Source organism: Defluviimonas salinarum, from assembly GCF_026013545.1.
Taxonomy (GTDB): Bacteria; Pseudomonadota; Alphaproteobacteria; order Rhodobacterales; family Rhodobacteraceae; genus Albidovulum; species Albidovulum salinarum.
Genome location: NZ_JAPDOG010000028.1, coordinates 44,621 through 51,413, shown reverse-complemented (window position 1 = coordinate 51,413; position 6,793 = coordinate 44,621). Strand labels below are relative to the sequence as shown.

Here is a 6,793-nt window from a genome sequence, read left to right as displayed (position 1 = left end):
AGAACGCCCACTCATCGTCCGACATCAGGTCTCGTGCCAAGCTGGTCTCCATCGCAGATACCAGCTTGAATCATGATCAGGCGTCCGTGTGAATCCCTTTTGTCAACAGGCCCTAGACTTCGTTTGGCTGCATGACTGCTATGGGCTCGAACCCGCCCTTCCGACTTCGTCAAAGCCGATGCCGAAAAGCCCTCATTTGGGTTCGGCGGTCCCGAGCGGGCCGGCGTCGATTTGGTGGGGCGTGGCCGGTCTCGTCGGTGGCGCTCGCCGGGCGGCCGGGGCCGCGCGGGTGGGGCGGGGGTCAGACGCTCCTGGCTTGCGCGAGGTAGCGCCGGAGCGGCGCGAGGCTGTCCGAGTCGCCGGCCAGTTCGGCCCGCGCGTGGTCGATGATCGCCACCTCGTGCGCGACGAGCAGGTCGGCGTGGTGCCTGAGGGCTTCGGGCGCGCCGGCGCGGACCACCTCGAACTCCGCGACATAGGCGCCGTAGTCGTCGCGCATGTCGGTGAGGAGGTCGTGCCAGCTCTGGCCCGCGAGCTCTTGTGCCTCGGCGCGGCCTTCTTCGAGAAGCGCCGAACGGTCCGCGGGGCGCACATCCGCGGCTTCGAGCAGCGGCTCGAGCGCCCGCGCCGTCGCCCGCTCCATTTCCGCCATGAGCGTGAGGGCGTCGCGGGCGCGGCCCGATTGCATCGCGGCGAGTGCTGCGAAATAGGCTTCGCCCGACACCTCTTCTTCGTAGGCGGACAGCAGCGCTGCCGCATAGTCGGGAAACGCGCGGGCTTGCAGGGTCATGTGGTCCTCCGGCTCGTGACCCGCTCACTCTGCCGCGTCCGGTCTCGGTTCGGCAAGCGTCACGATGCCGGGCGTGGTCCGGTTCGGGGGGGCTATTCGGCGCCGCCCACCCGGTTCCAGCGCCCCTCGTCCCAGGTCAGCGCGACGACGCAGCGGTTGAGATTGGTCCCGCCGCATTCGGAGCCGTGGATCTGCGCCAGAAGCACCGGGCCGGTGTTCATCAAGGCGAGATCCCAGCCCTTGTTGAGGAGCGTCATGACGCTGTCGCCGACCTTGAAGGTCGTGGTGCAGCCGCCGGTGCCGCAAAAGAGGCTCGCCGCCGTCGAGCAACTGAGCAGGTATTCGTCGAGCGCCCAGTCGGGTTTGAAGTCACCGTCGAGATCGGGCCGCGACACCGCGCCCCAGTCGACCGAGAGCACGCCGTTGTCGAAGCCGGCGCAGTCGGCGCGCGCGGCCTCGATCCGGTCGCGGAATTCGGGCGGCAGGTCGGCGAGGTCCTGCGCGGTGGCGGGAAGGGCGCTGACAAGCGCGGCGAGGCAGGCAGCAGGGGCGGAAAACGAGCGCATGGAAACCTCCGGAGCAATGCAGTCGTTTTCCGTCAGGCCGCCGCCGAAGGCAATCCTCGCGTCGCGTCAGGCCGGGCTCGGCGTCACTCAGCCGCGACCGCCTTCGGCTCGGCGAGCGCCACGATGTCGAACATGATCCGGTTCAGCTCGAAGTCCTTCGGCGTATAGACCCGCGCAACGCCCATCTCGCGAAGCCGCGCGGCATCCTCCTCGGGGATGATCCCGCCGACGACGACCGGGACATGCGCGAGACCCGCCGCGCGCATCCGCTCCATCACCTCGGCCATCAGCGGCAGGTGCGAGCCCGAGAGCACTGACAGGCCGACCACATGCGCCTCGGCCTCGGCCGCCGCCGCGACGATCTCGGCGGGGGTGAGGCGGATGCCCTCGTAGCTGATGTCCATGCCGCAGTCGCGCGCCCGAGCCGCGATCTGCTCGGCGCCGTTCGAATGGCCGTCGAGCCCCGGCTTGCCGACGAGGAACTTCAGCCGCCGCCCGAGTTGCTTCGACACCGCATCCACCGCGTCGCGGATCTCGTCGAGGCCCTCGGTGCGGTTCGACGGGCTCTTCGAGACGCCGGTCGGGCCTCGGTACTCGCCGTGGACCTGGCGCATCACGCCGGCCCATTCGCCGGTGGTGACGCCGGCTTTCGCGCAGGCAACCGAGGCGGGCATGACGTTTTCCCCCACAGTCGCTGCGGCGCGGAGCGCGGCCAGCGCTGCGGCCACCGCGCCCGCGTCGCGCGCAGCGCGCCAGGCGTTCAGCCGCGCCACCTGGTCGACCTCGACCGCCGGGTCGACGGTCAGGATCGCGCCGTCGCCGGCCGTCAGCGGCGAGGCCTCGCCCTCGCGCCAGCGGTTGACGCCGACGACCACGGTCTCGCCCGCCTCGATCCGGGTGAGACGGGCGGCATTCGACTCCACCAGCCGCGACTTCATGTATTCGATCGCCGCGATCGCGCCGCCCATGCCGTCGAGCGTCTTCAGCTCGTCGCGCGCGCCGACCTTCAGCGCCTCGACCTTCGCGGTGATCGCCGGGTTGCCGTCGAAGAGGTCGCCGTATTCGAGAAGGTCGGTCTCGTAGGCGAGGATCTGCTGCATCCGCAAGGACCATTGCTGGTCCCAGGGGCGGGGCAGGCCGAGCGCCTCGTTCCAGGCGGGAAGCTGCACCGCGCGGGCGCGGGCGTTCTTCGAGAGCGTCACCGCGAGCATTTCGAGGAGGATGCGGTAGACGTTGTTCTCCGGCTGCTGCTCGGTGAGGCCGAGCGAGTTCACCTGCACGCCGTAGCGGAAGCGGCGGTATTTCTCCTCCGCGATGCCGTAGCGCTCGAGGCAGATCTCGTCCCAGAGCTCGGTGAAGGCGCGCATCTTGCACAGCTCGGTGACGAAGCGGATGCCGGCGTTGACGAAGAACGAGATGCGGCCGACCATCGCCGGGAAGGCGTCCGGTGCCACCTTGCCCTTGAGATCGTCGAGCACCGCGATGCCGGTCGCAAGCGCGAAGGCCAGCTCCTGCTCCGGCGTGGCACCCGCTTCCTGCAGGTGATAGGAGCAGACGTTCATCGGGTTCCACTTCGGCAGGTGCTCCGCCGTGTAGGCCGCGACATCGGTGATCATCTTCAAGGATGGCTTCGGCGGGCAGATGTAGGTGCCGCGCGAGAGGTATTCCTTGATGATGTCGTTCTGCACCGTGCCCTGCAGCGCGGCGACATCCGCCCCCTGCTCCTCGGCCACCGCGATATAAAGCGCAAGCAGCCACGGCGCGGTGGCGTTGATCGTCATCGAGGTGTTCATCTGGTCAAGGGGAATGTCCTCGAACAGGGTCCGCATGTCGCCGAGGTGGCAGACCGGCACGCCGACCTTGCCGACCTCGCCCTTCGCCAGCTCGTGGTCGCTGTCGTAGCCGGTCTGGGTCGGCAGGTCGAAGGCGACCGAGAGCCCGGTCTGGCCCTTGGCGAGATTCGCCCGGTAGAGCGCGTTCGACTTTTCCGCCGTCGAATGGCCGGCATAGGTGCGGAACAGCCAGGGCCGGTCGCGCTCGGGTTGGTCGGACATGGGCGTCACCTCGCGGGGTAATATAGTTCTTCGCCCGGCAACCTATGCGGAATAAAGTTGCGCGTCCAGATGCTGCAGTGCAAAAAAATCGGGCCGGAAAATGCTGCACCGGCCCAATCGGGGCTCAGTTCACGGCGAAGCAGTAGAGAAGCCCGTCGCCGCCGGTGCCGCGCAGCGCGTCGAGGCCGCAGCCGCCGCGCGAGGAATGCGACGAGTTCCACGACTTCGCCGCGTCCGAATCGTCGAGCCCCATCCGGTCGTGGTGCCCGACCATCCCGGCGGCGTCCTCGGCGTCCGAGGTCCAGTCGGCGCAGGTCATGCCCTCGGCGACCGTGCCGTCGGGCATCGAGCCGGTGAGGATGTCGTGCCGGTTCGGCTCGTCGCCGCGGCCGTTCACCACCGCGCCGGTCTCGTCGAGCCCGGTCTCCTTGGTGAGGTTGTTGGCGGCGCTGTGAAGCTCGTCGACGCTCGCGGCGATGGTGACGCCGGCGGCGTTGACCCAGGGGCCGGCGCCGATCCGGTCGCGGGCGTTCTCGGCGCTCGTGGAGAGATAGGCGTGCCAGGTCTTGCCGGTCACGCCGGCCGCCTCGGCGAGTGCGGCGCAATGGGCGTCCGCCCCCTCGATCCCGCCGAAATTGCCGCCGGTGCCGGGGTTCTGGCTGGTCACGAAGAAACTCATCGTGCCGTCCTGCGCGAAGGCCGCCGTCGCGGCGAGCGTGATGGCAATGGCGCCCGCTGTCTTTAAGAACATTCTGAATACCTCCCGTTGTCCCGCTCAAATATCGGCAAGAGCCAGAACGCTACCACGGTTCAGCGGCCCGGTCCCTCACGCATGCGTGATGGGGGGCGAGCCGGTGCTGCCGACGACCGGTGCGCCGCGATTGCCGGTTCGGTCGCACCGGTGTCGACGCACGCCCGGCCCGCGTGCGGAAACGCTTCCTTTCTATGGGCTTGCGGCTAAGCTCCTCTTGCGGAGCGGCGTGGATCCTCGCGCCGCGCGGGGAGGGCGACGGGGTGTTCAACCTTTTGGAACTGATGGCAAAGAGCCAAATCCTGTTCATGGTCATACTGACCGTATTTCTTGTGACGATGAACGAGTTCGGCAGGCGGGTCGGCAACCGCCAGCGCACGAGCGAAGCCGCAGGCGATGACACGACCGGCCTGGTCATCGGCAGCGTTCTCGGCCTGCTGGCCTTCGTTCTGGCCTTCAACCTTTCGGCGGCGACGTCGCGCAACGCGGACCGGCTCGCATCCGCGATGGGCGAGGCCAACGCGATCGGCACCGCCTGGCTTCAGGCGAAGGCGATTGGCGGGGCGGACGGGGAGGCCGTGGCGTCGGCGCTTGGCGATTATCTCGGGGCACGGCAGATCTTTGCGGGGTCGCGCAGGCACGATCCGGCCATCGATGAGGCAGACGCCCGCACCAACGAGCTTCAGACGGTGATCTGGGACCATGTGAGCACCATCGTCGCGGAGCGGAAGGACCCCGCGGCGGCCTCGCTCATGAATGCGGTCAACAACACGTTCGATGCGACAACCGAGATGCGGTTCGCGATGGGATTCATCATGCCGCCCCAGCTCGTCTGGCTGCTTCTGGGCATGAACCTCGTCGGCATGGGCGCGGTCGGTTACAAGTTCGGACTTGCCGGTCGCTCCAACCGGCTCGTTGCGGTGTCGCTCAGCATTCTCTGGTGTGTCGTCACCACCGAGATCATCGATCTCGGCTCGGGCCGCATCTGGTCTTTCCGCACCGATGTCCGCACGTATATATGGGCGCTCGAAAGTATCGGCCAGAAACCGACGGACCTGCCGGGCTGATGGCGCCGGCGCGGCGGAGCCGGACCGAAAGGCATGAACGGCATGATGGCGACCGTTGAAATTCCGATCTGGCTGCTGGTCGTGGTTCTCGTGTTCGCGTCCATGTCGTTCTTCTCGCATTTCCTCGTTCCGTCCGTTCGCTGGTTCTTCCGCAAACGGATGGAACGGGTGGTGGCGCGGCTGAACGCGAAGCTCGACCGGCCGATCCAGCCCTTCAAGCTGATGGCGCGGCCCGACATGATCGTGCGGCTCGTCCACGATCCCCAGGTCGCCGAGGCGATCGCCGCCGAGGCCGCCCTGACCGGCGAGCCGGAGACCGTCGTCCACCAGCGTGCCCGCCGCTATGCGCGCGAGATCGTTCCGGCCTTCTCGGCCACGGTCTATTTCGGTTTCGCCGCGCGGGCGACGAAATGGCTCGCCCGGCTCGTCTACCGTGTCCACATCGGCCGGTTCGACGAGGGCGCGTTCGGCGCGATCGACAAGAAGGCGACGGTGGTCTTCGTGATGAACCACCGCTCGAACATGGATTACATCCTCGTCACCCATCTCGCGGCGAGCCGCTCGGCGCTGTCCTACGCGGTCGGGGAATGGGCGCGGATCTGGCCCTTATCCGGGCTGATCCGGGCTTCGGGCGCCTATTTCATCCGCCGCCGCTCGGGCAACCTGCTCTACCGTCGGGTGCTCGCCCGCTATGTGCAGATGGCAACGGCCGAGGGCGTGACCCAGGCGATCTTCCCCGAGGGCGGGCTCAGCCTCGACGGGCGCGTCGGGCGGCCGAAGCTCGGCCTGCTCGGTTACATCGTCTCGGGCTATGAGGAGGGCGGGCCGGATGTGGTCTTCGTGCCGGTCTCGCTCGCCTATGACCGGATCATCGAGGACCGCGTGCTGGTCGCCGCCCATGCCGCCGGCGTGCGCCGGTTCCGTGGCTCGGTCTGGTCGGGCGCGCAGTTTGTCGGCCGCCAGCTCCGGCGCATGCTGACCCGGCGGTTCCGCAAATACGGCATCGCCTCCGTCAGCTTCGGCGCGCCCCTGTCGCTGGCCGAGTTCCTGAAGGCGCCGCACGAGGACGCCACCGCCGAGATCGCCGAGGCGCTGATGGCGCGGATCGCCCGCAACGTCCCGGTGCTGCCGGTGCCGCTCGTTACCGCGGCGCTTGGCGAGGAGACCGAGATCGCCCGGGACGCGCTTATGCACCGCGCCGAGGCGCTCGCGGCCGAATTGCGCGCCATCGACGTCCATCTCGAGCTTCCGGACGGCTCGGTGCCCAAGGCCGTCGAGACCGCGCTGGCGATCCTTTCGCTGCGCAAGATCGTCCGCAGTGCCAAGGGCAGGGTCACCGTGCTGCCGAAGGACCGCGCGCTCATCGGCTTCTACGCCGCCCCGGTCCGACAGCATCTTGCTGCAAGTGCGGCATCGGAAATGGGCGACTTTCGCCCATCGGCCCGGATTCGAAATCGGTCGGGACATAAAATTACAAAATAGGGCTGCGCGACTATTGCAATGTTGCTGCGCCAATCATATTCCATGACGTGAGCACGCGTTGATTCTGCAATGCGGCGAGAGCA

6 protein-coding genes are annotated in these 6,793 nt (G+C 67.9%); 2 read left to right on the top strand and 4 right to left on the bottom strand.

Annotated elements, in window-relative coordinates; all coding sequences use genetic code 11:
* Window positions 1–301 precede the first annotated feature (301 nt).
* The 4 genes from OM960_RS20905 to OM960_RS20890 all read right to left on the bottom strand — a co-directional run bounded on the left by OM960_RS20905 (window position 302) and on the right by OM960_RS20890 (window position 4,161).
* Window positions 302–790 carry a hypothetical protein gene (locus OM960_RS20905; RefSeq protein ID WP_264773337.1) on the bottom strand — a complete coding sequence of 163 codons (489 nt, stop codon included), beginning with the start codon at window positions 788–790 and terminating at the stop codon, window positions 302–304.
* A 92-nt stretch (window positions 791–882) separates the two neighbouring features.
* Window positions 883–1,356, bottom strand: a complete 474-nt coding sequence (locus tag OM960_RS20900; RefSeq protein WP_263333870.1) for a hypothetical protein — start codon at window positions 1,354–1,356, stop codon at window positions 883–885.
* 83 nt (window positions 1,357–1,439) lie between these two features.
* The gene (locus tag OM960_RS20895; protein ID WP_264773336.1) at window positions 1,440–3,410 is read right to left on the bottom strand and encodes a methylmalonyl-CoA mutase family protein; all 1,971 of its coding nucleotides are present in this window, start codon (window positions 3,408–3,410) and stop codon (window positions 1,440–1,442) included.
* A 124-nt stretch (window positions 3,411–3,534) separates the two neighbouring features.
* Entirely contained in the window at window positions 3,535–4,161 is a 627-nt protein-coding gene (locus OM960_RS20890) for a hypothetical protein (protein ID WP_264773335.1), read from the bottom strand.
* 284 nt (window positions 4,162–4,445) lie between these two features.
* Between OM960_RS20890 and OM960_RS20885 the strand changes: the two genes are divergently transcribed.
* Both OM960_RS20885 and OM960_RS20880 read left to right on the top strand, forming a co-directional pair.
* A complete protein-coding gene (locus tag OM960_RS20885; protein WP_264773334.1) occupies window positions 4,446–5,228 on the top strand; it encodes a hypothetical protein in 783 nt (260 codons plus the stop codon).
* A 33-nt stretch (window positions 5,229–5,261) separates the two neighbouring features.
* The gene (locus OM960_RS20880) at window positions 5,262–6,710 is read left to right on the top strand and encodes a 1-acyl-sn-glycerol-3-phosphate acyltransferase (protein WP_354003569.1); all 1,449 of its coding nucleotides are present in this window, start codon (window positions 5,262–5,264) and stop codon (window positions 6,708–6,710) included.
* Window positions 6,711–6,793: the final 83 nt, after the last annotated feature.